Origin of the sequence: Aeromonas sp. QDB54 (assembly GCF_027707385.1) — a bacterium.
GTDB classification, from domain to species: domain Bacteria; phylum Pseudomonadota; class Gammaproteobacteria; order Enterobacterales; family Aeromonadaceae; genus Aeromonas; species Aeromonas hydrophila.
This window is the reverse complement of the sequence record NZ_JAPCIT010000009.1, coordinates 69,067-91,790: the sequence shown is the minus strand read 5'-3', so window position 1 is coordinate 91,790 and position 22,724 is coordinate 69,067. Positions and strand designations below refer to the sequence as shown.

The following is a 22,724-nucleotide window of genomic DNA, read 5'->3' as shown; positions in this document are numbered from 1 at the left end:
GTGACGTTGTCTCAGTGAATTCGAGTATAGAGTCAATTGTTACCAAGTAATAAGGACTTACCTCGATTTACCCCTTGATGAAGAGGCTGCCGGCCGGACGACCCGGCAGGGAGCCTCTCTCTCAATCGACGTCCTGATGGCGACGCTGCGGCTTGCTTACAGGCTGCCATTTCCCCAGCAGGCGATGGCATCCCCTACCGAGAACTTGCCCTCCAGCAGGGCGCGGCCGAGGATGATCCCCTTGACCCCTGAACCCTTGAGCGCCTCGATGTCCTCGATGCCGCCAATACCGCCGGAGGCCTGAAAACCGACGCTCGGATAGCGTGCACAGAGATCCCGGTAGAGCTCGACGTTGGTGCCTGAGAGGGTGCCGTCACGGCTGATGTCGGTGCAGAGCACGTGCTTGAGCCCGGCGGGCAGAAAGCGCTCGATCAGCGCTTCGATGGTCACCCCGCTGTTCTCCTGCCAGCCGGCCACCGCGATATGGCGATTGCCCTGGGCATCAATGTTGACGTCCAGCGCCAGCACGATGCGCTCGGGGCCGTATTTCTCCATCCAGCTGGCCACCAGATCCGGTGATTTGACTGCGGTGGAGCCGATCACCACCCGGCTGGCGCCGGCGGCCAAGAGGTCTGCCACATCCTGCTCGCTGCGCACACCACCCCCGACCTGCACCGGTGCTTCGGTGGCCGACAGCAGCTGGGCGATGAGGGGGAGCTGGCGCGCCTTGGCATCCTTGGCACCATCAAGGTCCACCAGGTGCAGTTGCACCGCCCCCTGGGAGACATATTCGTCGAAGCGGGCCTGCGGGCTGTCGCTGTAGGCGGTTTTCTGGCCGTAGTCGCCCTGATAGAGCCTCACGACTTGGCCGTTAATCAGATCAATGGCTGGGATAATCATCCTTGTTACAGCTCCAAAAAGTTTTGCAGTAGGCGGGCACCGGCCGCGCCGGAGCGCTCCGGGTGGAATTGGGCGCCAAAGAAATTGCTGTGCTCTGCAACCCCGCCCACGATGGCGGTGAAAGGCTTGCCGTAGTCACAGGTCGCCAGCGTCGCCTCGGTTACCTCCAGCGCATAGGAGTGCACGAAGTAGAAGTAGCTGCCGCTCGGGATCCCCTTGAGCAGAGGATGGGTCTCGTCGTGTTCAATCTGGTTCCAGCCCATGTGGGGCAGGCGCAGGTTGCCCACCTCCATCAGCTTGATCCTGCCCGGTACTATGCCAAGACAATCGATCAAGGCATGGGTCTTGCCATTGGCAGCCATGCTCTCTTCGGACGCCTCTGCCAGCATCTGCATGCCGAGGCAAAAACCCAGCAGCGGCTGCTTGGCGGCGCGAATGAGCGGCACCAGCCCCCGTTCGTTGAGATTCTTCATGGCGGCCACCGCGGTGCCGACGCCGGGCAGGATCAGCTTGTCCGCCCGCTCGATGTCGGCAGCCTCGCGGGAGACCCGCGGCTGCACGCCGAGGCGCTCGAATGCCATGCGCACCGAGGCGAGGTTCGCGCAGCCGGTGTCGATGATGACAAGTTTTTGATTGTTCATCGTCTGCCCTTACTCATATCGATTGGCGAGATTCGCACCATCAATGCGGTGTCGATAATGACCAGCTTCTGCTTGCTCACATCCATCACAGCACCCCCTTGCTGGAGGGAAGCTCGCTCCCTTCCACCCGAATGGCCTGACGCAGGGCGCGGCCAAAGCCCTTGAACAGCGCCTCCACCTGGTGGTGGGTGTTGCCGCTGCCCACCTTCATCTGCAGGGTGATGGCCATGGCGTCCGAGAGGGAGCGGAAGAAGTGGGGCACCATCTCGGTGGCCATCTCGCCCACGCTGTCGCGGCCAAAACCGCTCGGGCAGTCGAACACGAAGTAGGGGCGGCCGCTCAAGTCGAGCGCGGTGGCCACGTCCAGCTCGGTCAACGAGGGGGCCTGGGCACTGTCATTGGCGCCGTCAACCAGGCGGGGGCGACCGTCGATCACCGCCTGCACCTCGTCCATCGCCAGCACGAAGCCGAAGCGGCCGATGCCGCGCTTGTTGCCAAGGGCCTGGCGCAGCGCCTGACCCAGAGCCAGCCCGACGTCTTCCACCGTGTGGTGATCGTCGATGTGCAGATCGCCGCTCACTTTGAGCTTGAGCCGAAAACCTGCGTGGGTCGCTATCTGATCCAGCATGTGATCAAAGAAGCCGATACCGGTGGCGATCTGGTTGCCGCCGCTCTTGTCTAAATCCACCGCCACCTGAATGCGGGTCTCCTTGGTGTAACGCTCCACCTCGGCCACACGTCCCTTGGACAGCAGCTGATCACGGATGGCGAGCCAGTCGTGATCTTGCGGGTGGTAGCGAATACCGCGAATGCCCATGTTGTCGGCCAGCTGCAGATCGGTCTGTCTGTCACCAATCACGAAGGAGTTGGCAAAGTCGATGCGACCGGAGGCGAGATACTCCTTCACCAGCCCGAGGTGAGGTTTGCGGCAGCTGCAGCCATCGGTGGGGAAGTGCGGGCAGATCAGCACCTGCTCCCAGCTCACCCCTTGCGATTCGAACAGGTGCATCATCAGGTCGTGGGGGGGCTGGAAGTTCTCCAGCGGCAGGCTGGCGGTGCCCAGCCCGTCCTGGTTGGTCACCATCACCAGCACGTAGCCGGCGGCCTGCAATTCGCGCAGCACCGGGATCACCATGGGCTCGAAGCGCAGCTTGGCGAGGCTGTCCACCTGCTTGTCGGTGACCGGCTCTTCAATCAGGGTGCCGTCGCGGTCGATAAACAAAAACGGGGTCTTCATCGCTACATCCTTGTCTTAAAAAGAGGGAGAGGGCTGGTCACGCAATACGGCCAGTACGGCATCCATCTCGCCCTGATAGCCGATGGTGACCCGAATGCTGTTGTCCAGGCCAGGCTTGGTCGAGAAATCCCGCAGTATGATGCCGGCGGCCTTCATGGCGGCAAAGACGGCGGCGCCATCCACAAAGCGCACCAGCACGAAGTTGCCCTTGTCCTCGAACACCTCCTTCACGCAGGGCAGGGTTGCCAGCGCGGCCTTGAAGGCGGCTTTCTGCTTGTTGAGTTCCACCACTCGCTCCTGCATCAGTTCCAGTCCCATGGGGGAGAGGGCCTGCGCCGCGATCTGGGCGATGGGCTCGGGGATGGGATAGGGGGCGATCACCTTGGCCAGCATGGCGATCACCTCGGGACTGGCCAGCGTAAAGCCGCAGCGGATCCCCGCCAGGGCAAAGGCCTTGGAGAGGGTGCGGATCACCACCAGATTGGGGAAGCGGGCCAGCAGGTCAACCACGGACGCCTCGGGGCAGAACTCGATATAGGCCTCGTCCACCACCACGATGGCGCGATCCCGCGCTTTCTCCAGCAGGGCGATAAGGCCGTCGCGACCCACCAGATCTCCGGTGGGATTGTTGGGGGAGCAGAGGAACACCAGCTTCACGTCGGAAAGGCGATCGGCAATGGCGGGCCAGTCAGGCTGGTGGCTGGCGGTCAGCGGCTGCTCGACGATGCCGACGCCACAGGTTTCGGCGCTGATGGCGTACATGCCGTAAGTGGGCGGGCAGATGAGGATCTGATCTTCACCCGCTTCGCAGAAGGTACGGATCAAGAGCTCGATGGCCTCGTCGGCACCGCGGCTCACCAGCACCTGATCAGGGTTGACCCCGGCGTAGGCGGCATAACCGTTCACCACCTCGGCCGGCTGGCACTCGGGGTAGCGGTTGAGACGGCTGCCCTCGATGGTGAAGGGATAGGCCAGCGGCGCCTCGTTGGCGTTGAGCCAGACGTGGCCCTTGCCGCCGATGCGGCGAGCGGATTGATAGGGGGTGAGGGCCCGCACCACGCGGCGCGCCAGGTTGGCAATGCTCATGACAAATCCTTCTGCTGTGCTGTTTGTTGGGGCGCGGCGGCCAGCGCGTTCAACCTGAGGGTGACGGCATTTTTGTGGCCATCAAGCCCCTCGGCCTGGGCGATGCGCTCGACGATGGGGCCAAGGCCCTGAATGCCGCGCTCGCTCAGCTCCTGCACCGTGTAGCGGCGCTGATAATCGGCGAGGCCCAGGCTTGAGCAGGTGCGGGCATAGCCGTAGGTGGGCAGGGTGTGGTTGGTGCCGCTGGCGTAATCGCCGACCGACTCGGGTGTCCATGCTCCCAAGAAGATGGAGCCGGCATTCTCAAGCTGATCCAGTAGATCACGGGGAGCGCGGGTCTGCACGATCAGGTGCTCCGGCGCGTAGGCGTTGGAGATGGTGCAGGCCTCGGCCAGATCGTCACAGAGGATCACCAGACTGCTGCCGAGCGCCTGCGCGGCGATATCGCGGCGAGTCAACTTGGCCAGCTGGCGCTTGATCTCGCCGTTGATGGCGTCGGCCAGCAGCGGCGAGGTGGTCACCAGCACCACCTGGCTGTCGGGGCCGTGCTCGGCCTGGGAGAGCAGATCCGCCGCCACGAAGGCGGGGTTGGCGCTCTCGTCGGCGATCACAAGCACCTCGGAGGGGCCGGCGGGCATGTCGATGGCGGCGCCGCGCCAGTCGCGCGACACCTGGCCCTTGGCTTCGGTCACATAGGCGTTGCCCGGGCCGAAGATTTTGTCCACCTTGGGAATGGTCTCGGTGCCATAGGCCATGGCAGCGATGGCCTGAGCGCCGCCGATAGCGAACACCTTCTCGACCCCGCAGGCGCGGGCGGCGAACAGGATCTCGTCGCTCGCCGGGGATGGGGTGCAGAGCACCACTTCACGGCAACCGGCCAAGCGGGCCGGAATGGCCAGCATCATCACGGTGGAGGGGAGCGGCGCGCTGCCCCCCGGTACGTAGAGGCCGACCCGGCTGATGGGCTGGGTGCGCAGCTCGCACACCACCCCGGGCTGAGTCTCCACCCGCACCACGGGTTGTACTTGGGCTGCGTGGAAGGTGCGAATGTTGGCGATGGCCGCCTCGATGGCGCCCTTGATGTCATCATCCAAGCGGGCGCAGGCGGCCTCGATTTCGGCATCGCTCACCTGCAGTTGCTGGCGGGGGGCGCGCTCGAAGCGCTGGCTCAGCTCGCGCAGGGCCTCATCGCCCCGGCTGCGCACCGCAGCGATGATCTCCCGCACCACGGCGCCGATGTCGGCTTCGTCACTCAGGGCCGGCCGGGTCAGCACGTCGGCCTGCTGGGTGGGGGAGAGGGTCTTCCAGATCAGGGTCTGCATGATGTTCCTTCCTTATTCCATCATTTTTTCGATGGGCAGCACCAGAATGGAGCTGGCACCCAGCGCCTTGAGCTGTTCCATGGTCTCCCAGAACAGGGTCTCGCTGGAGACGACGTGCAGCGCCACCTGGTTGGTCTCGCCCGCCAGCTGCATGATGGTGGGACGCTCGGCGCCCGGCAGCAGATCGGTGATGGCATCGAGCTTGTCCTTGGGCGCATGCAGCATGATGTACTTGCTCTCGCGCGCCTGCTGCATCCCCTGAATACGGGGCAGTAGGGTGTCGATGATCTTCTGTTTGGCATCGGACAAGGGGTTAGGCGCTTGCACCAGTACTGCCTTGGAGCGGTAGATCACCTCTACCTCTTTGAGGCCGTTGGCCTCAAGAGTAGCGCCGGTGGAGACCAGATCGCAGATGGCATCGGCCAGGCCCGCGCGGGGGGCCACTTCCACCGAACCTCCCAGCATCACGCTCTTGAAGCCGAGCCCTTTTTCGTCGAAGAAACGCTTGAGCAGCCCCGGGTAAGAGGTGGCTATGCGCTTGCCGGCGAGGCTCTGTGGCCCGGTATAGGTGACGTCGTCCGGCACCGCCAGGGAGAGGCGGCAGCCGCCGAAGTCGAGCTGCTTGAGGGTCTTGACCGCAAAGGGCTGGCCCTGGGAGGCGCGGATGAGCTGCACCTCTTCCAGCACGTTTTCACCGATGATGCCAAGGTCGACCACCCCTTCCATCACCAGCCCTGGGATGTCGTCATCGCGTACCCGCAGGATGTCGATGTGCATGTTCTCGACATGGGCGATGAGGCGCTGTTCGCGCAGGTTGATCTTGAGGCCGCAGCTCTTGAACAGGGCCTGGGAGTCCTGGCTCAGACGACCGGATTTTTGCATGGCGATGCGCAGACGTTGTGTTTCCATTGCTCGATTTCCTTCTAGTCAAAAACGAAAAAGCCCTCGGAAGTCAGTGCTTCCGAGGGCTTATGAATCTTGCGGTCCTTTTGGAAGTCACCAGTTAAGTGTCTTCCAGCAGTCAACCTCCTGAAAGACTATTCGGGATGATGATGGTGGTGATGAGTCTTCAGGCTGGTGAACTGCATGTAATTAATCCTTTACAAATAAGATGTCGTAGTTGACGCCCGATTTAAACTACCTGCCTTGACGGAAAAAGCAACCGGAAAATGTGATTTGGTCGATTAAAGTTGAGAAAACGGTTTTTTGGTCGATAACTAGACAAGGTGAGCCAGAGGAGGCGACATCATGCCCAGCCAGGACCTGTTATTCCCCATTCTGCCCCGGGCACCGGCTGCCCCGAGCAGTGACGACATCAAGCGGGAAGTGACCCAGATCAGCCAGAAGCATCAGCTGCGCAAGACCAGCACCGACAACGGTGACTCCCAGCAGCGCCAGCAGCCTTACCCATCGGCCAAGCATGATCAGCCAGCACCTGAAGAGGATGATCACAAACCGGATCCCGATCACCAGATCGATCTCTTCGTCTAGGCGCAGAATCAGTCCCGCTTTTGCCACACTTTTGGCATAATGCCTCCTTTTGCTGCGGGACGCCCTTTTGACCATCCAGACCCTGTTCAAGCCAGACGGCCCTCTGGCCAGCCATATCGACGGCTTCAAAGCCCGTGCCCCGCAACTGGAGATGGCCGAGGCGGTGGCGCGTGCCATCAAGGAGCATGGTCGCTTGCTGGTGGAGGCGGGCACCGGTACCGGCAAGACCTACGCCTACCTGGTGCCGGCACTGGAATCCGGCAAACGGGTGGTGATCAGCACCGGCTCCAAGAACCTGCAGGAGCAGCTTTTCTACCGGGATCTTCCCACCATCACGGGGGCGCTCTCCTATACCCCGCCGGTGGCCCTGCTCAAGGGGCGCAGCAACTATCTGTGCATCGAGCGGATGAACCGGCTGCTCAGCGAATCCCACCTGCAAAAACCGGAAGTACTCAATGACCTGGTCAAGGTGAAGTCCTGGTCCACCGCCACCGACAACGGCGACGTGGGGGATATTCCGGGGCTGCAGGAGAACGCCGAGATCCTCGCGCACGTCACCAGCACCAATGAAAACTGCCTCGGTCGCGACTGTCCCTATTACGACGACTGCCATCTGGTGGTGGCTCGCCGCCGTGCCATGGATGCCCAGGTGGTGGTGATCAACCACCACCTCTTCTTCGCCGACATGGCGGTCAAAGACACCGGATTTGGCGAGCTGGTGCCCGAAGCGCAGGTTTACGTATTTGACGAAGCGCACCAGCTGCCCGAGATCGCCACCAACTACTTCGGCAAGTCTGTGGGCAGCCGCACCATCCTGGATCTGGCGCAGGATATCCAGCTCGCCTATCGGGCCGAGGCCCACGACATGGCCCAGCTCGGCAAGGCGGCCGACCGGCTCGCCATCGCCAGCCAGGATTTGCGGCTCGCCTTCGGAGTGGATGGTGGGCGCGGCAACACCCGCGACATGCTGCGCCAGCCGCTCTGGGGCCAGGCGCTGGCCCGCCTCAACGATGCTCTCGGACTCTGTTATGAAGTGCTGAAACTGGCGCTCGGGCGCGGCGAGCAGCTGGATCACTGTTTCGAGCGGATCAGTGAGCTGCGCACTCGGTTGGGAGAGGTATTGGCCATCAACCAGACCGGTTTCTCCTACTGGTATGACTGCTCGCGGCTGCACTTTACCCTCAACCTGACCCCGCTGTCGGTGGCTGAGCGCTTTGGTGCCGAGGTGCTGCGCCCAGAGGTCGCCTGGGTGTTTACATCGGCCACCCTGACGGTGGACATGCGCTTTGATCACTTCAAAGCCGAGCTGGGGCTGGCCGGCAGCGCCGAGCTTATTCTCGACAGCCCGTTCGACTATGGCGAGCAGGCGCGGCTGTGCGTGCCGCGCTTTCTGCCTGAGCCCAATGCCTTTGGCCGCGGTGAGCAGCTGGCCAATCTGATGATCCCGCTGATCAACAAGACGCCGGGGGGCTGTTTCTTCCTCTGTACCAGCCATCAGGTGATGCGCCAGGTGGCCGAGGTGCTGCGCCGGGAGATCGGCCGTACCGTCCTGTTGCAGGGGGAGGACAACAAGCAGCGGCTGCTCAAGGAGTTTGTCGAGAATGGCCGCGCCGTGCTGGTGGCGACCAGCAGCTTCTGGGAGGGGATCGACGTGCGGGGAGCGGCGCTCTCCTGTGTTATCATCGACAAGCTGCCGTTTGCCAGCCCCGATGATCCGCAGCTTAAAGCGCGAGTGGATGACTGCAAGCTCAGGGGCGGCGATCCCTTCGCCGATATCCAGCTGCCGAAGGCGGTCATCGCCTTGAAACAGGGGGTAGGGCGGCTCATCCGTGATCGCGGTGATCACGGAGTACTGGTCATCTGTGATCCCCGCATGGTCAACAAGCCCTACGGTGCCACCTTTATCAAGAGTCTGCCCGCCATTCCACGGACCCGGGAGCTGGCGATGCTGGGGAATTTCTTTGAGCAGCAGGCGCTCGCCGGTCGGTGATCGCGTTTGCGCGGCCGCGGCCGGCCAAGCCTTGCAACATTTTGAAAAACTGCTGGCACTGTCTGCTTGCAGATTATGTAATTGACTGATTTTATAGAGATTGGAAAGCATGAACGAGTTGAAGATCCTGGCCGTTGATACCGCCACCGAAGCCTGCTCCGCCGCCTTGCTGGTGGGGGAGCAGGTGTTCTCCCGCTGGGAGGAGGCGCCGCGGGATCACACCCGCAAGATCCTGCCCATGGTTCAGGCTGTGTTGGACGACGCCGGGATAACCTTGGATGAGCTCGATGCCATCGCCTTTGGCCGTGGTCCCGGCTCCTTTACCGGGGTGCGCATCGGCATCGGTGTGGCGCAGGGCCTGGCATTTGGGGCTGGCGTGCCGCTGATCGGCCTCTCCACCCTGGCCGCCATGGCGCAAGGTGCCCATCGTCTGGATGGCGCCGAGCAGGTGCTGACCGCCATCGATGCGCGGATGAACGAGGTCTATTTCGGCCGTTATGAGCTGATCGACGGCCGCATGCAACTGGTGGGCGACGAGGTGGTGAGCGATCCCGCGGCACTGGTTGACGCCCGTGGCAAGCTGGCGGGTCGGGTGACCTGCGTCGGCACCGGTTTTGAGACCTATGGCGAGATTTTGAGTGGTCTTGCCGACGAGCTGGTGGTGAGCCAGGTGCGTTTCCCGGCGGCGCTGGACATGCTGCCGCTGGCGCGCTGCGCCTGGCTGGCTGGCGAGGCGGTGGCAGTGGAGCAGGCGACACCGGTTTATTTGCGTGACAAGGTGACCTGGAAAAAGCTGCCGGGTCGCGAATAAGGGCGGGAGTGGCAGGCATGTCGCTTACGCCGATCGGAACATGCCCCATTGCGGGTGGTTGACAGGCCGGTTTCATCCGGCCAAAGGAGCGTGACATGTTGAAGCGTGCAATGGTGATGGGGGCCGCAGGGATCTTGCTCGGTGCCTGCAGCTCGGTCCCGAAAGAGCTGGCCTATGAGCCCGCCAACCAGCTGGTGGCCTATCAGCCGGCCCTTGCCGGCCTGGAGGGCAAACCGGCACGCTGGAGCGGGGTGATCTCGGCGGTACACAACAAGGCGGATCAGAGCGTCATCGAGGTGGTCTATCTGCCGCTCAAGTCCAACGGGGTGCCAGAGCAGACCGAGCAGAGCCCGGGCCGTTTTCTGGCCATCATGCAGGGCTTTGTCGACCCGACCCTCTATGCCAAGGGGCGCAGCCTGACGGTGCTCGGCACCATCGACAAGCCGCTCGACAGCCAGATAGGTGAGCACAAATACCGTTTCTCGGTGCTCAAGGTGACGGGCAGCAAGCTGTGGCCGCCGGTCAAGGAGGTGGAGGTTCGCTATGTGGATCCCTACTTCTACGACCCCTTCTATGATCCCTACTGGCCGAGACGGCCGCTGCGCCGCTAGGACCGGGAGTGAAGACCATGCTGCAGGAGCGCTTCCTGACCCTGGCCGATGGCCGCCGGGTGGCCTTGCTTGAGAGTCAGCCAGCGCCGGGTGAGCAGACCAGCAAACCCTTGCTGGTTGCGCTGCATGGCTGGCTCGACAACAGTGCGAGCTTTGTGCCCCTTGCGCCCTATCTGACCCACTTTCAGCTGGTCTGCATCGATCTGCAGGGGCACGGTCACTCGGATCACAAGAGCACGCCCTATGTCTTCGTCGACTGGCTGGACGATCTCTACCAGATCGTCCAGGCGGCGGGCTGGACGGCCTTCACGCTGCTTGGCCACTCCCTCGGGGCCTTGATCGCCTCCGCCTATGCCGGGGTCTTCCCCGAGCAGGTGGAGCGACTCATCCTGCTGGAGGGGCTCGGGCCTCTCAGCCAACCCGACGAGGCGGTGCCGGAGCAGCTGCGCCGCGCCATCCTGAATCGCAGTCGTACCCGTGAGCGAGCCTCCCTGGGCTTTGCGTCCATCGATGAAGCGGTGGTGGCGCGCTGCAAGGTGGCCGACATTGACCCAGGTTCGGCACGCCTCATCTGCGAGCGGCAGCTGGAAGTACGGGCAGGGCGCTGGCATTGGCGCAGCGATCCTTGTTTGCGGGATCTCTCCCCCATGCGCATGAGCGAAGGGCAGGCCCAGGCGCTGATCCGGGCCATCCGTTGCCCGGTACTGTTTATCGCCGGTGCAGAGGGTTTTGCCAGCCTGCAGGCGCAGTGGCAACAGCGTCATGCCGCGTTTACCCAGATAGAGCGGGTCGTTTTGGCGGGAAACCACCATTTTCATATGGAAAATTCGGCAGAGACCGCGGTTTGTATCGAAAAATTTTGTCAAATTCGGTAGAATCGACGGCTTTCAATAATTCCAGGTTTGTCTTCTCCCTCACATTTTTCCGTTGTTAATTTGCTGTTAATTGATGTTGCCCTATGTAAATATGGGCGGCATTAGAGTATGAGCTTAAAACAACTGCTTGAAATGGATGTGAACAGGGACGGAGGCAACACAGTGAGCGCACAGGTGCTAGTTATGCAGGAGAAGTTCGTGGAAAAAGTCTGGCTGAAGCGTTATCCAGAAGGGGTGCCCGCCGAGATCAATCCAGACCAATACAGCTCCCTGGTCGAAATGTTTGAAGAGTCGGTGAACGAATTCGCCGACCAGCCTGCCTTCGTCAACATGGGGCAGACCATTACCTACCGTCGCCTCGAAGAGCAGTCCCGCGCCTTTGCCGCCTACCTGCAAAACGAGCTCAAGCTCAGTCAGGGTGACAGGGTCGCCGTGATGATGCCCAACCTGCTGCAGTACCCCATCGCGGTGTTCGGCATCCTGCGTGCCGGCATGATAGTGGTCAACGTCAACCCGCTCTACACCCCGCGCGAGCTGGAACATCAGCTCAAGGACTCCGGTGCCAAGGCCATCGTCATCGTCTCCAACTTTGCCCATACCCTGGAAAAAGTGGTCTACGACACCCCGGTCAAGCACGTGATCCTGACCCGCATGGGCGACAACCTGGGCCTGGCCAAGGGCACCCTGGTCAACTTCGTGGTGAAATACGTCAAGAAGCTGGTACCCAAATACAATCTGCCTCACGCCAGCACCATGCGCCAGGCGCTGGCCAAGGGCCGCTATCTGCAGTACATCAAGCCCGAGATCAACAACGACGATCTGGCCTTCCTGCAGTACACCGGCGGCACCACCGGCCTCTCCAAGGGGGCCATGCTGACTCACCGCAATCTCATCGCCAACGTCGAGCAGTGCCTCGGGGTATACGGCCCCATGCTGGAACGAGGCAAGGAGTTCGTGGTCACCGCGCTGCCGCTCTATCACGTGTTTGCATTGACCGTGAACTGCCTGCTGTTCATGCGCATCGGCGGTTACAACCTGCTCATCAGCAACCCGCGCGACATCCCGGGCTTTGTCAAAGAGATCAGAAAGTACCCCTTTACCTGCATCACCGGGGTCAACACCCTGTTCAATGCGCTGGTCAACAACGGTGAGTTCCAGTCGATGGACTTCTCCCGCCTGAAGCTGACCATAGGTGGTGGCATGGCGGTGCAGCGGGCGGTGGCCGAACAGTGGAAAGGGCTGACCGATACACCGCTGCTGGAAGGCTATGGCCTGACCGAATGTTCGCCGCTGGTGAGCGTCTGCCCCTATGATCTGCTCGACTACAACGGCTCCATCGGCCTGCCGGTCTGCTCCACCGACATCCGGCTGGTGGATGATGCAGGTCAGGTGATCCACGAGCTTGGCAAACCCGGCGAGATGCAGGTGCGTGGTCCGCAGGTGATGAGCGGCTACTGGCAGCGGCCGGAAGCCACCGCCGAGGTGATGCAGGATGGCTGGCTCTGTACCGGTGACATTGCGGTGTGCGACGAGCAGGGCTTCTTCAAGATCGTCGATCGCAAGAAGGACATGATCCTGGTCTCCGGCTTCAACGTCTATCCGAACGAAATTGAAGACGTGGTGGCGCTGCACCCGAAAGTGCTGGAAGTGGCCGCTGTCGGCGTGCCGCACAAGGTCTCCGGCGAGCTGGTGAAGATCTTCGTGGTCAAGAAAGATGCAAAGCTGCAGGAAGACGAGATTATTGCTCACTGCCGCAAACATCTGACTGCCTATAAGGTACCGAAACTGGTAGAATTTCGTGACGAACTTCCCAAGACCAATGTGGGCAAGATCCTGCGCCGCGTGCTGCGCGACGAGGAGATTGCCAAGCAGTAACCGGCGTGGCGCTGCCAAGCAGCCTGCCGTCGTTATGCAAAACCGTGGGTCAGCCCACGGTTTTTTCTTTTGGCCCTGATCAACGCGCAGGCACAGATGCACTATCAACTCATTTCACAGCAAGCCGAACTGGATCAGTATCTCGCCTCCCTGGCCGATGTTCCCCTGGCCATCGATACTGAATTCGTTCGCACCCGCACCTACTATCCCCAGCTGGGCCTGTTCCAGATCTATGACGGTGAGCATCTGGCACTGCTGGATCCGCTGACGCTGGATCTCTCCTCCCTCTGGCAACGGCTTGGCCGGGCAGGGCAGATCGCCATCTTGCACGCCTCCGGTGAAGATCTGGAGCTTATCCAGCATCAGGCGGGCCATCTGCCCAACCAGATGCACGACACCCAGCTGGCAGCCGCCTTCCTGGGTTACGGGGTATCGGTCGGCTTTGGCGCCCTGGTCAACGAGTTTCTCGCGGTGGAGCTGGAAAAGGATCAGGCCCGCACCGACTGGTTGGCGCGCCCGCTGACTCCCCGTCAGCTCGAGTACGCGGCGGCCGACGTGTTTTATCTGCTGCCGCTCTACGAGAAGGTGATGGCCAAGCTGCATGAGAGCGGCAAGTTCGCCTGGTTCGAGCAGGAGTGCCATAACCACTCCGCCCGCAAGACCCAGACCAGCGATCCCCGCCAGGCCTATCTCGACATCGTCAATGCCTGGCAACTGGGGCGTCGTGAGCTGGCGATTCTGCGTGAGCTGGCCGCCTGGCGTCAGCAGGAGGCAGTGCGCCGTGATCTGGCCCTCAACTTCGTGGTCAAAGAGCTGCACCTGTTCAAGGTGGCGGAGCGCAGACCGACCTCGCTGCGCGATCTGAACGAGCTGGGGCTGGCCCCCATCGAGATCAAGATCCACGGCAAGCGGATGCTGGATATCGTGGCCGCGGCCCAGCAGAGCGATCCCGACAGCTGGCCCGAGCCCATTCGCCGGCTGGTGGACTACCCCCAGTACAAGGCCGAGCTCAAGCGGATCAAGGGGATGGTGGAAGAGAAGGCCAAGGCCAGCAACATTCCGCCCGAGCTGGTTGCCAGCAAGAAGATCATTCACCAGTACTTCACCTGGAGCTGGCGCATGAACGAGGAAGAGCGCGCCCGGGCCGACAAGCCGATGCTGCTGCAGGGCTGGCGCCATGAACTGGTTGGCCATTTGCTGGCACAGTGATCACAAGATAAAAAAGGGGCCCTTGGGGCCCTTTTTTTGTCGGCGTTACTGCAGCGGATAGCGGTAGCGAGCCAGGATCTGCCCGTACTCCGGACTCTGCAGCAGGGCCCGGATCGCCTCATCAAGCCGTTGCAGCTGCTGCGGCGTGGTGGTGCGTCGACTCAACATCAGGTGGACAGGGGTCTGCTGGATGTCGAGCAGGGTGGTCAGTTGATCGAGGGGGATCCCGGCCAGATTGAGCTGCTGCAACCCCATGGGGTCCATGACAACCCCCTGGATCCGGCCGGCCAGCAGCAGCTTGATCAGCGGTTCCATTTTCAGCCTGACCAGCAGTCGCTGCTGCATCTGGGGTGACAGCATGAAGGTGCGAAAATCGGTGCCGTAATCAAAATCACGCAGCAGGCCGATGGTGAAGTCCGGCCGGGAGAGCAAGTCGGAGAGCTGGGTTATCTCCTGCCAGCGCCCCTTGTCCTGACGGCGGATGAGCAGCACAGTCTCTTCATTGCGATAGGGCAGGGTAAAGCGGGCATACAGGTTGCGCTCGGCAGTCTGGTTGGCGGACATGGTCAGTTGGATGGTGCCGAACTCCAGCTCGCGCAGCACACGGGCCCAGGGCATCTCGCTGTAGTTGGCGTGAAACCCAGCCCGGTTGAAGATGGCTTCCAGCAGGTCGATATCCAGCCCCTGCAGTTGCTGCTGTTCGTCGCGAAAGCTGAACGGGTGCCAGCTTGACCAGCCTACCAGCAGCGACTCTTGCGCCCAGGCGGAGCAGCACAAACACCATAACAACAAGACTCTGTACACGGAGATGTCCCTGTTCAGCGTGGTTGTTGTTGATTATTGAATAGAAATGTCGGGCTGACCAGCCCGCAGAAGAGGATGCACGGGCGTGCATCCCTCAGAGTTCGTGGGCGTGGAATCCCTTGCGATAGCGGGCCTCGCAGCGCGGGCAGCGTTGCAGGGTCGGGTCTTGTTCCAGCTGTTCGATGGCCAGCGGCTCCTCGCAGTCGGAACAGAGGCCATAGAGGCCCAGATCCATCTGACAGAGGGCGGCATCGATACGCTTGAGGCGAGCCACGCTCTGCTCCACCTTGGGCAAGTCGAGGCGGCTGGTCAGATCAACCAGTTGATCCCGCTCGCAGTGATCCACCTTCTCTGCCCACTCGTCACGCCGACAGGCTTTGAGCTGACCGATCAGCTCTTCTCTTACTTGCGCCCAGTCAGTCAGCAGGCGATCACGCCACACGGCCAACTGAGCTTGCGTCATTTCACACACACTAGCCCCCAACAGTCGAATTACGAATCTGGGGCAGTATAGGGAAGCGACAGGATTATCAAGATGATATGCGTCAAGTAAAGGACGGTTAGATCACAGTTTTCGACGCCTGCAGCAAGGCATCCCGGATGGGGTGGGTCTCCTTGAGTACCCGTATTTCCTCAAACAGCCGATCCGCCTCGGGATACTCCCGCTTGAGATAGCTGAACCACTGCTTGATCCGGCTCGGGTAGTAGTCCGCCTTCTCGCTTGCCAAGTCCTGCTCGGTGTAGCTCACCATCAGCTGCAGCACCTCGGCCCAGCTCATATGGGCACAGCCGGTTTTCATCACGTTGGCCAGATTGGGCAGGGAGATGGCGCCGCGACCCACCATCAGGGTGTCGCAGCCGGAGACTTGGGCGCAGGCGAGGGCATCCGCATGATCCCAGATCTCGCCGTTGGCGGTGACGGGAATGGGCAGGGCACGGCGAATGGCGTCCACATACTCCCAGTGGGCCGGCGCCTTGTAGCCTTCGCGCTTGGTGCGGGCGTGCACGGCCAGCTCGTTGGCGCCCCCTTGATGAACGGCATGAGCGTTCTCCAGATAGAGCTCCTTGTCATCGTAGCCGAGGCGGATCTTGGCGCTCACCGGCAGATGGGCAGGCACCGCCTCGCGTACCGCCTTGACGATGCGATAGATGGTGTCGGGCTCTTTGAGCAGCACGGCGCCCCCCTTGCTCTTGTTGACCGTGGGGGCAGGGCAGCCGAAGTTGAGATCGACGCCAGGGGAGCCGAGTTCGATGGCTCGCAGCGCGTTTTCGGCCAGCCATTCGGGGTGCTGGCCCAGCAGCTGTACCCGCACCGGGGTGCCGGCCCGGGTCTTGCCGTCCTGTTTGAGCTCGGGGCAGAGGCGATGGAACACCTTGGCCGGCAGCAGCTGATCGACCACCCGGATGAATTCGCTGACGCAGAGGTCGTAATCGTTGACGGAGGTGAGCACCTCCCGCATCAAGTGATCCAGTACCCCCTGCATGGGGGCCAAAATAACGCGCATAACCGGTTCCGAAGGGCAAACAGAGAAAAAAGAGCGCAGATTGTAGTGGTAACGGGGCAGGTTGTCAGCCGTCATGCCACGGGAATGGGCAGGTTCAGGCCATGACTGGTGCGCAAGCCCCGCAATCCAGGGCATCAGTTGCCATGATAATGGGAATCGTTGTCAACATGGGGGCGGATCCTGTTAGGATGACGCAAGGGCATGGTAAGAGGGGCTACGATGAAACGTTTGTGTTTGATGGGGTTGGGCTGGCTGGCATTCGTGACCGGCATCATCGGCATCGTGCTGCCCCTGTTGCCGACCACGCCCTTCATGCTGCTGGCGGCGGCCCTGTTTGCCCGCTCGTCGCCCCGTTTTCACCGCTGGCTGCTGGCCCATCCCTGGTTCGGGCCGCCCATTGCCGACTGGCAGCAGTATCGCGGCATTCGCCGCCATGCGCGGCGGCGCGCCATCCTCTTCATTCTGCTCTCCTTCTCGGTGTCGCTGGCGGTGGTCCCCCTGCTGTGGGTCAGGCTGCTGCTCATTGCCATAATGGTGATCCTGCTCACCTGGTTAATGCGTCTGCCGGTGCTGGAGCCAGTTGCAATGGAGAAGTGAAGTCCCTAAGCTATTGCGGCAATAATGCTATGGAGTCGGCCTGTCATTTTTGCGTGACGGGCCTTTTTATTTCCCGCTGGCGGGAAGCTGAGAGAAACGACCATCTGCGTCGAAAAACAAACGGTCAAACCATGAATCCGGAAACCCTGAAATTTATCGAAGCGAGCATCAAGACCATTCCCGACTATCCGAAGCCGGGCATCCTGTTTCGCGACATCACCAGCCTGATCGAGAATGCCGATGCCTTCAAGGCCACCATCGATCTGCTGGCCAATCACTATCGTGATCAAGGGATCACCAAGATTGTCGGTACCGAAGCGCGCGGCTTCATCTTCGGCGCGCCGGTTGCCTACGCCATGGGTCTGGGCTTCGTGCCGGTTCGCAAGCCGGGCAAGCTGCCCCGCGCCGTCATCGAAGAATCCTATGCCCTCGAATACGGCACCGATACCCTGCAACTGCACACCGACGCCATAGTACCCGGTGACAAGGTGCTGGTCGTGGACGATCTGCTGGCCACCGGCGGCACCGTCGATGCCACCGTCAAGCTCATTCGCCGCGCCGGCGGTGAAGTGGTTGATGCCGCTTTCATTATCTCCCTGCCGTCCCTCGGTGGTGATGCCCGCCTGACCGCCGCCGGCGTCAAGGTGGTTTCTCTGGTCGAGCTGCCGGGCGAATAAGCCCCCAGTTTCACCAAGCAGGCAGGTCTCGTCAGCCTTGCCTGCGTCCAGACCGGTGCCCGTACGGGCATCGGTTTGAAATTCAAGCGATCCCTCCCGCCCTGGCCGATAGCCGATACAGCCCGCCCCGCATTTGTGTTAGCATCCAGCCTCAATGCCTTGTCATCCCTGCATCGAGATCTATGAGCTATCAGGTTCTGGCGCGTAAATGGCGCCCCCATACGTTTGAACAAGTGGTAGGCCAGCATCATGTGCTGACCGCCTTGACCAACGCCCTGGATCAGGGACGGCTGCATCACGCCTATCTGCTGAGCGGCACCCGCGGGGTCGGCAAGACCACCATCGCCCGCATCCTGGCCAAGAGCCTCAACTGCGAGCAGGGGATCAGCAGCCACCCGTGCGGGGTGTGTGACACCTGCCGCGAGATCGATCAGGGCAACTTCGTCGATCTGCTGGAGATCGATGCGGCGTCGCGCACCAAGGTGGAAGATACCCGCGAGCTGCTCGACAACGTGCAGTACCGGCCGGCCCGTGGCCGCTTCAAGGTCTATCTCATCGATGAAGTGCACATGTTGTCGCGCCACAGCTTCAACGCGCTGCTGAAAACCCTGGAAGAGCCGCCTCCCTATGTGAAGTTCCTGCTGGCCACCACGGATCCGCAGAAGCTGCCGATCACCATCCTCTCGCGCTGTCTGCAGTTTCATCTGAAGAGTCTGGATCAGACCCAGATCGCCAAGCAGCTCGAATGGGTGCTGGATCAGGAGGGCCAACCCTTTGAACCACGCGCCTTGTTGGCGCTGGCCAAGGCGGCTGACGGCAGTATGCGCGATGCCCTGAGCCTGACCGATCAGGCGCTGGCCCACGGTAATGGCAGCGTGCGCCTCGACAGCGTGCTGGCCATGCTGGGCACGCTCGATCATCGCCATCTGCACCAGCTGCTGGAGGCGGTGCTGCGCCAGGATGCGCCGGCCACCATGGCCAAGATCACCGAAATCGCCACCCTGGGTCCCGACTTTGATCAGCTGCACGCCGAGCTGGAAGGCTTGCTCCATCGCATCGCCATGGCGCAGCTGCTGCCGGCCACCGTGCAGGAGCAGGGGGCAGATGCCGATGCCCTGCTGCAGCTGGCCCAGGCCATGAGCCCGGAAGAGGTGCAGCTCTGCTATCAAATCGTGCTGGGCGGTCGCAAGGATCTGCCCTGGGCCCCCGATGGCCGCACCGCACTGGAGATGACCTGCCTGCGGATGCTGGCCTTCTCGCCCCGGCGCGAAGTACTGCACCCTGCCAGCCTGACGGCGCTGCCCCCCGCCATGGGAGGGTTTGCGACAGAGGCGAGAAGTGGCGCAGCGGCGCCGGGAAAGCCCCAGGGGGCTGAGCCGGCCCCGGCTGCCAGCGCAGCGCCACTGGCTTCGTCTGCGGTTGCCGCCACCGCGCCTGCCGCGACCATGGCCCCTGTGGTGATGGCCGAGCCTACAGCTGTCGAGCCAGCTTTGGAGAGACAGGATAACGGCGCCGAGCTGGATCCGCTGTTTGCCGAGCAGGATGAGTTGCTGCGCGAGGCCGAGCAGATGGGCTACGAGGCGGCGACGTTGCCGGCCGCGTCCGGCAACCTGCCGGCAGAGCCGTCTGTGGCTCCTTCCTCAGTGCCTGTCATGGCCGAGCCCGAGCCCGAATCAATCCCGCAGGCCGAGGTGGTGGCCGACGCAGAGGCCGTTCCCTCGACGGTCTCCAGCATGCAAAGCCTGCTCGGCAAGCGCAATCTGCTGCGCAGTCGCTTGCGTAGCGAACCGTCGGCGGCGACCAGCGCTGCGCGCACAGCTCCTGCCAAACCGGTGGCAGCCGCCAGACCGGTAACTGCGATACAACCAGCCGTCGCCACGCCAGCCCCGGCTTTCGAGCCGCAACCGGCGCGGGTTGATGGGCAAGGGCAGGCGTCTGCCCGGCCAGCCCCGCAGACGGGGTATGACGACTTGCCGCCGCTCGATGCCTATGAAGAGAGCGGCAGCGACTACGAAGAGTATTTGAGCCAAGGTTTCAGCGATGCGTTCGCCAGCGCCCCTCTGCCGGAGCGGGCTGCCGAGGTTTTGTCGCCGGCGCCTGTCCCCGCGGCCGTTGCTCGTCCTCAGTCAGACGATCTGCCACCCTGGGATCTGGACGGTAGTGTACCTCGGCAGGTTAGCGCTGCGCCTGTTGCGGCTCCTGTGATGGCCCCTCGCGAGGTCGTTGCCAGCGAGCCGGCGCCTGCCGTCTCGGTGATGGAGACCATCGACTGGGACGAGCTGGAGGGTGACAGCCAGCCGCAAGCGGGAGAAGTGGCGGCCAGATTGATCCCGTCTTCCCTGCTAAGCAGCTGTGGCGATCCCTGGGCCGAGCTGATTGCCCGCACCGGTGTCGGTGGCCGGCTGCGTCAGCTGGCCATCAACTCGGTCATGAGTCAGCAGGGGGACAAGGTTCTGTTGACCCTCAAACCGGAGCAGCGCCATCTGATCAGCGACAGGGCGCGCGCCGATCTGGCCGAGATCATCGGCCCCGAGCTGGGGCAACCGGTGCAGGTGGAGGTCACGCTGGGCAACGTGCCTGAGCAGGAAACGCCGCTGGAGATAGAACATCGCCTCTATCTCGGGGTGCGTGAGCAGGTCACCCGGGATCTGGAGCAGGATCCCAACGTGCAATTTTTGCAGCAGCGATTCGGCGCCGTGCTTCACCACGACAGCATAGAGCCGCTGAGTCGCTGACAAACACCATGCCGGGCCAGGTGCCCGGTTGAAAAATGGTTTGGCCGTCCCCACTTAGGACGGGTAAACCCACGGCCCGGCGCTGGATGCCGGATTTCAAGACGAGAGACGACATATGTTTGGTAAAGGTGGAATGGGGAACCTGATGAAACAGGCCCAACAGATGCAAGAGCGCATGCAGAAGATGCAAGAGCAGCTTGCCCAGATGGAAGTGGTCGGTGAAGCCGGCGCTGGCATGGTCAAGGTCACCATGGCCGGCAGCCACAGCGTGCGCCGCATCGAGATCGACCCGAGCCTGATGGAAGATGACAAAGAGATGCTGGAAGATCTGGTGGCCGCTGCCGTCAACGATGCCGTGCGTCGCGTGGAAGAGCAGAACAAGAGCAAGATGGGCGAACTGACCGGCGGCATGCAACTGCCCCCCGGCTTCAAGATGCCGTTCTAAGCTCGGCCTGGCAAGTGCGCCGTACCGCGTTACTTGCGGATGACGGTGTGACCAGATGACACAGCGGATACAGAGATGTATTCGCCGTGTTTTTTTATCCGGTTTGCAAGGCGATAGCCGGTCTTGTTTGGTCGCCTGCTGGCGCGCAACTGTGCAGTGCTAACCCAGCCATGCAGGGGGGATCATCAAGGCAGGCAGCGTCCCTTCACCCAATAGATGGCTCGGGCATCCTTGTCCACCCTGGGGTGGCCTGTCGCCAGCAGCCGGTAAGGCTGCTCTGCCAGCAACTGGGTCAGCTGGAAATGCGGGTCATCCTGGTTGATGAGCAGGCTAGTATAGACGGGGTCCTTGCAGGTCAAAATAGCATTGAGGCGGGCCTTGTCGACATTGGTTATTTTCCAGTTGCCATATACCGAAAATAATCCGCGTTCGGTTTCACCAAATTGCCAGCCGGCAATATTGGCGCGTTGTTCTATCGGTATTTTAACCAAGAAGTATTGGGTGTCATCTTTCATATTTTTGGCAGCATCAATGGCGGGGTAGGCCAGAATAAACGTCAGCAGAAACATAATACCGGCAGCGCTGGCCAGCAAGGTCGCACCGTGTATTTCACGCCAGCGCCACAACTGTTCTACCGCAAAGATAAGCAATATGGCCGCAAATACATGCCGCCAACCCAGCGTACTGATGACCCTGAGCACGTTATCGGGTATTTCCAGCGGCAACAGCGGCAGATAAAAGGGAGCCATCAGCAGCGCCAGTGCAAACAGGAACATGAACAAGGTCCAGCCACAGCCATAACCATTGAGCCAGCGAGGCCAGCAGACGCCCAGTTGCCCGATCATCAGGGCAAAGACCGGCATCAGTGGAAAGAGGTAAAGAGTCCGCTTGGTGGAGGCGATGCTGAGCAGCAGCAGGGTGCACAGCGCCCAGCTCAGCAGAAACAGGCGGGAGGCACTCCACTGCTTTTGCCTCAGGGTTTGCCAGCACCAGAGCAGCACCAGGGGCAGCCAGGGCAGGGTGTATTCGGCCAGCCCGCCAAGGTAAAAGAGGTATTCACCGGGCTTGATGTGACCGAGTTCGGTCGAGCTGCCCGTCAACCTGCCCACCTGATTTTGCCAGAACCACTGCTGCCAGAGCGACTCCCCCTCAGGATGCTGCCACAGGGCCAGCAGCCAGCCGGCGATAGGGGTGATAAACAGAAGGGTCATGCCGAGGTGCTGTATCACGAAGCGGCCTCCCTCCTGGCGTGCAAGATGGCGTTTGAGTGCCGGCAGAAACAGCGCCAGCCAGCCGAAGAAGAGGGTGATGGGACCGATAGGGCCCTTGACTAGGAAGCAGAGGGAGAGCCCAAGCCCTGCACACCAGAGCATGTGCTGGCGATCCGCCAGATACCATTCGGCAAATGCCCACATGGTGAAAGCGACGAGAAAGGCGAGGCTGGTATCGACCCGGATCCAGTGGCTGTTCATGATGAAGCCCTCCATGGTGCCCAGGGCGATCACCGACCAGATCGCAGCAGTGCGGGAGCCAAGTACCCGCCTGGCCAGCAGGCCGGTGAACAGCAGGGTTGCCATGGCCCACAGCGCCCCCACCAGACGCAGCGCCACCGTGATGCCGAGGTTGTCGCGGAGCAGGGCAAGAAAGGGAATGGTGAGGATGTAATAGAGGGGCGGTTTTTCGATGAAACTGCTGCCGCCCAGCGTCGGGATGGCCAGTTCACGGCTGGTGAACATCTCCCAGGCGATGGCTGCCTCGCGAGGCTCGTCGGGGGTCCACAACTGGTGTCCAAACTGGCCCATCAGGGTGATGGCCAGCACCATCAGCAATAATCCGTACAGATGTGTATTCGGGGCTGTGCTAGTGGGCTGCATGAGGTCCTCTCGGCAGACAAGGCTGCGCTTTGATAACGA

Annotated in this window: 21 protein-coding genes and 1 other annotated feature; of the genes, 11 read left to right on the top strand and 10 right to left on the bottom strand. The window is 61.8% G+C overall.

From position 1 onward, the window contains the following. Positions 1 to 156: 156 nt before the first annotated feature. From hisA to hisG, 6 genes are all read right to left on the bottom strand, one after another. Positions 157 to 900, bottom strand: coding sequence for a 1-(5-phosphoribosyl)-5-[(5-phosphoribosylamino)methylideneamino]imidazole-4-carboxamide isomerase (hisA, locus tag PG881_RS11105; RefSeq protein ID WP_011706048.1), 744 nt, complete (start codon positions 898 to 900; stop codon positions 157 to 159). A 5-nt stretch (positions 901 to 905) separates the two neighbouring features. After that, positions 906 to 1,541, bottom strand: a complete 636-nt coding sequence (hisH, locus tag PG881_RS11100) for an imidazole glycerol phosphate synthase subunit HisH (RefSeq protein ID WP_270799969.1) — start codon at positions 1,539 to 1,541, stop codon at positions 906 to 908. Positions 1,542 to 1,626: 85 nt separating this feature from the next. Further along, positions 1,627 to 2,778: a bifunctional histidinol-phosphatase/imidazoleglycerol-phosphate dehydratase HisB gene (hisB, locus tag PG881_RS11095; protein ID WP_270799966.1), complete on the bottom strand. Its 1,152-nt coding sequence runs from the start codon at positions 2,776 to 2,778 to the stop codon at positions 1,627 to 1,629. 15 nt (positions 2,779 to 2,793) lie between these two features. Continuing rightward, on the bottom strand, positions 2,794 to 3,864 hold the full coding sequence (gene hisC / locus PG881_RS11090; RefSeq protein ID WP_270799965.1) for a histidinol-phosphate transaminase: 1,071 nt from the start codon (positions 3,862 to 3,864) through the stop codon (positions 2,794 to 2,796). Then, on the bottom strand, positions 3,861 to 5,186 hold the full coding sequence (gene hisD, locus PG881_RS11085) for a histidinol dehydrogenase (RefSeq protein ID WP_270799963.1): 1,326 nt from the start codon (positions 5,184 to 5,186) through the stop codon (positions 3,861 to 3,863). Before hisD ends, hisC begins: the two co-directional genes overlap by 4 nt. Positions 5,187 to 5,198: 12 nt before the next feature. Further along, a complete protein-coding gene (gene hisG / locus PG881_RS11080; RefSeq protein ID WP_270799961.1) occupies positions 5,199 to 6,095 on the bottom strand; it encodes an ATP phosphoribosyltransferase in 897 nt (298 codons plus the stop codon). A gap of 24 nt (positions 6,096 to 6,119) precedes the next feature. Next, positions 6,120 to 6,248, bottom strand: a sequence feature (His leader region). Between the two features lie 186 nt (positions 6,249 to 6,434). On the opposite strand from hisG, the gene PG881_RS11075 reads away from it, so the two are divergent. From PG881_RS11075 to rnd, 7 genes are all read left to right on the top strand, one after another. After that, entirely contained in the window at positions 6,435 to 6,677 is a 243-nt protein-coding gene (locus PG881_RS11075; RefSeq protein WP_201973721.1) for a hypothetical protein, read from the top strand. A 67-nt stretch (positions 6,678 to 6,744) separates the two neighbouring features. Next, on the top strand, positions 6,745 to 8,667 hold the full coding sequence (locus PG881_RS11070) for an ATP-dependent DNA helicase (protein ID WP_024945368.1): 1,923 nt from the start codon (positions 6,745 to 6,747) through the stop codon (positions 8,665 to 8,667). 109 nt (positions 8,668 to 8,776) lie between these two features. Beyond that, positions 8,777 to 9,478 carry a tRNA (adenosine(37)-N6)-threonylcarbamoyltransferase complex dimerization subunit type 1 TsaB gene (gene tsaB, locus PG881_RS11065; protein WP_270799952.1) on the top strand — a complete coding sequence of 234 codons (702 nt, stop codon included), beginning with the start codon at positions 8,777 to 8,779 and terminating at the stop codon, positions 9,476 to 9,478. Positions 9,479 to 9,573: 95 nt separating this feature from the next. Next, positions 9,574 to 10,089 (top strand): Slp family lipoprotein, encoded by a 516-nt coding sequence (locus PG881_RS11060; RefSeq protein WP_011706059.1) that lies wholly within the window; start codon positions 9,574 to 9,576, stop codon positions 10,087 to 10,089. A 17-nt stretch (positions 10,090 to 10,106) separates the two neighbouring features. Next, positions 10,107 to 10,964 (top strand): alpha/beta fold hydrolase, encoded by an 858-nt coding sequence (locus PG881_RS11055; protein ID WP_442866400.1) that lies wholly within the window; start codon positions 10,107 to 10,109, stop codon positions 10,962 to 10,964. A gap of 198 nt (positions 10,965 to 11,162) precedes the next feature. Then, complete coding sequence (gene fadD / locus PG881_RS11050) at positions 11,163 to 12,839, top strand: long-chain-fatty-acid--CoA ligase FadD (RefSeq protein WP_011706061.1); 1,677 nt, start codon at positions 11,163 to 11,165, stop codon at positions 12,837 to 12,839. A 96-nt stretch (positions 12,840 to 12,935) separates the two neighbouring features. Beyond that, positions 12,936 to 14,048 (top strand): ribonuclease D, encoded by a 1,113-nt coding sequence (gene rnd, locus PG881_RS11045; RefSeq protein ID WP_270799948.1) that lies wholly within the window; start codon positions 12,936 to 12,938, stop codon positions 14,046 to 14,048. 45 nt (positions 14,049 to 14,093) lie between these two features. On the opposite strand, the gene PG881_RS11040 is transcribed toward rnd, so the two are convergent. From PG881_RS11040 to dusC, 3 genes are all read right to left on the bottom strand, one after another. After that, the gene (locus PG881_RS11040) at positions 14,094 to 14,852 is read right to left on the bottom strand and encodes a substrate-binding periplasmic protein (RefSeq protein WP_270799945.1); all 759 of its coding nucleotides are present in this window, start codon (positions 14,850 to 14,852) and stop codon (positions 14,094 to 14,096) included. A 94-nt stretch (positions 14,853 to 14,946) separates the two neighbouring features. Next, the gene (locus PG881_RS11035) at positions 14,947 to 15,315 is read right to left on the bottom strand and encodes a TraR/DksA family transcriptional regulator (RefSeq protein WP_011706064.1); all 369 of its coding nucleotides are present in this window, start codon (positions 15,313 to 15,315) and stop codon (positions 14,947 to 14,949) included. A 97-nt stretch (positions 15,316 to 15,412) separates the two neighbouring features. Further along, complete coding sequence (dusC, locus tag PG881_RS11030) at positions 15,413 to 16,357, bottom strand: tRNA dihydrouridine(16) synthase DusC (protein WP_270799943.1); 945 nt, start codon at positions 16,355 to 16,357, stop codon at positions 15,413 to 15,415. Between the two features lie 219 nt (positions 16,358 to 16,576). Here dusC and PG881_RS11025 point away from each other — a divergent pair, with 219 nt between their 5' ends. The 4 genes from PG881_RS11025 (at position 16,577) to PG881_RS11010 (ending at position 20,811) form a co-directional block, all read left to right on the top strand. Continuing rightward, entirely contained in the window at positions 16,577 to 16,954 is a 378-nt protein-coding gene (locus PG881_RS11025) for a YbaN family protein (RefSeq protein WP_041218116.1), read from the top strand. A gap of 131 nt (positions 16,955 to 17,085) precedes the next feature. After that, positions 17,086 to 17,631: an adenine phosphoribosyltransferase gene (gene apt, locus PG881_RS11020; RefSeq protein WP_016350746.1), complete on the top strand. Its 546-nt coding sequence runs from the start codon at positions 17,086 to 17,088 to the stop codon at positions 17,629 to 17,631. Positions 17,632 to 17,813: 182 nt separating this feature from the next. Further along, positions 17,814 to 20,366 carry a DNA polymerase III subunit gamma/tau gene (gene dnaX / locus PG881_RS11015; RefSeq protein ID WP_270799939.1) on the top strand — a complete coding sequence of 851 codons (2,553 nt, stop codon included), beginning with the start codon at positions 17,814 to 17,816 and terminating at the stop codon, positions 20,364 to 20,366. 115 nt (positions 20,367 to 20,481) lie between these two features. Continuing rightward, positions 20,482 to 20,811 carry a YbaB/EbfC family nucleoid-associated protein gene (locus tag PG881_RS11010; protein WP_011706069.1) on the top strand — a complete coding sequence of 110 codons (330 nt, stop codon included), beginning with the start codon at positions 20,482 to 20,484 and terminating at the stop codon, positions 20,809 to 20,811. 185 nt (positions 20,812 to 20,996) lie between these two features. On the opposite strand, the gene PG881_RS11005 is transcribed toward PG881_RS11010, so the two are convergent. After that, complete coding sequence (locus tag PG881_RS11005; protein ID WP_333563422.1) at positions 20,997 to 22,685, bottom strand: ArnT family glycosyltransferase; 1,689 nt, start codon at positions 22,683 to 22,685, stop codon at positions 20,997 to 20,999. Positions 22,686 to 22,724 lie beyond the last annotated feature (39 nt).